We start from the raw sequence: 1,531 nt of genomic DNA on the forward strand, positions 1-1,531 counted from the left end.
GCTCATATTGATAAGAAAAACAAAAAATTATTAGAAGCTGGGTTAAAAGAGAATCTCAAAAAAGGTCTTTACTCTATTCAGTGGAAAGCTATTTCAGCTGACGGGCATCCGATTCAAGGAGTTATTCCATTCCGGATTGGATTAGCAGAAGCGGGAATAGACGATATACAAGTAGAAGAGATGGGCTATGTTCCGCAAATCGATATGATCATGGAACGTGGGGTTCTATATACAAGTTTCTCACTATTTTTAGGAGTTCTATTCTTTAATCTTATTATGTATAAAGGGAATGCAACCCCAGTTCAATCAAGGAGTAAGAGAATAATATGGATATCATTATTTGGGATATTTATTAGTTTACTATTCAATCTACCATTGCAGGCGAAAATAAATGCTGATGTTTCATGGTTAGAAGCATTCGATCCTATATTATTAAAAGAAACATTACAGCTATCTGTTTTTGGTTATGTATGGATAACTCAAATGGCTCTTATTAGTACGCTTATAATTGTTACATATTTTGCGGTGAAGCGTGAGAAGCTTTCGTCGTTTAAAGTATGGAGCATTCCAATTGTATTATTTATGGGGTTACTTGTTATGAAAGCTTTCAATAGTCATGCATATGGATTAAAGTTTAAAGAAATTGCTGTCGTTATGGACTTTCTACATTTATTCGCAGCTTCGTTATGGATTGGGGGGCTATCATCGATTGTTCTTCTTTTACGTAAAGAGGATGACAAGTGGACTATGTATTGGGATGCGATTAAGCGTTTTTCACCATGGGCAACAGGTACTGTCATAGTGATTTTATTAACGGGTCTTTTTAACAGTACATTTTTTATTCCCACGATCCATTCCCTATTTGATACGAAGTATGGATTGGCCTTATTAGCAAAGATACTTTTATTCGTGTGTATGGGGATATTGGGAATTATTCATTATGTGAAAGGGAGAATGCGAGCGCAGCAAAGGTTAGGAGCCACGGTGAAAGTAGAGTTTATCATTGGAATTATCGTTTTCGTAATCGTAGCGTTTATGACAAATGTACAAACGCCGCCGATGCCTCCTACGGGACCTTTTACAGAGAGTAAACAATTAGATAATGGATATGAACTTACTTTACATGTAAGTCCTAATAAGGTAGGACAGAATACATTTCATATTACTTTGAAGGATGAGAATGGACAGCCTGTTACTGATATGGAACAAATTGTATTGACGACTCAATCTTTAGATATGAATATGGGCAAAGGTTCATTTAAAGTTTCGGCAGTGTCACCGGGAGAATATGAAGCGGAAGGTATGTATATTAACATGACAGGAAACTGGAATATACATGTTCATGGATTAACAAAATCTCTTGATAGTTTCGATACGGATTATAAATTTATTGTAGGTGGCAGATAAAAAAGACGTTATAAATGAAAAGGAGTTTATAGAAAATGAAACGTATAAAAAAATTAGGAACAACAATGATCGCAACAATAATTGCAATGGGGATTTTTTCGTTACCTGTTAGTGCTCACGTAAC

1 protein-coding gene is annotated in these 1,531 nt (G+C 35.3%); it reads left to right on the forward strand.

Going from position 1 to position 1,531, the window contains the following annotated elements:
• A partial coding sequence (locus tag AB3X49_RS22760; protein ID WP_367964908.1) for a copper resistance CopC/CopD family protein occupies window positions 1–1,407 on the forward strand: 1,407 nt, incomplete at its 5' end.
• Window positions 1,408–1,531: the final 124 nt, after the last annotated feature.

The organism is Bacillus sp. C30, from assembly GCF_040838255.1.
Lineage (GTDB): Bacteria > Bacillota > Bacilli > Bacillales > Bacillaceae_G > Bacillus_A > Bacillus_A mycoides.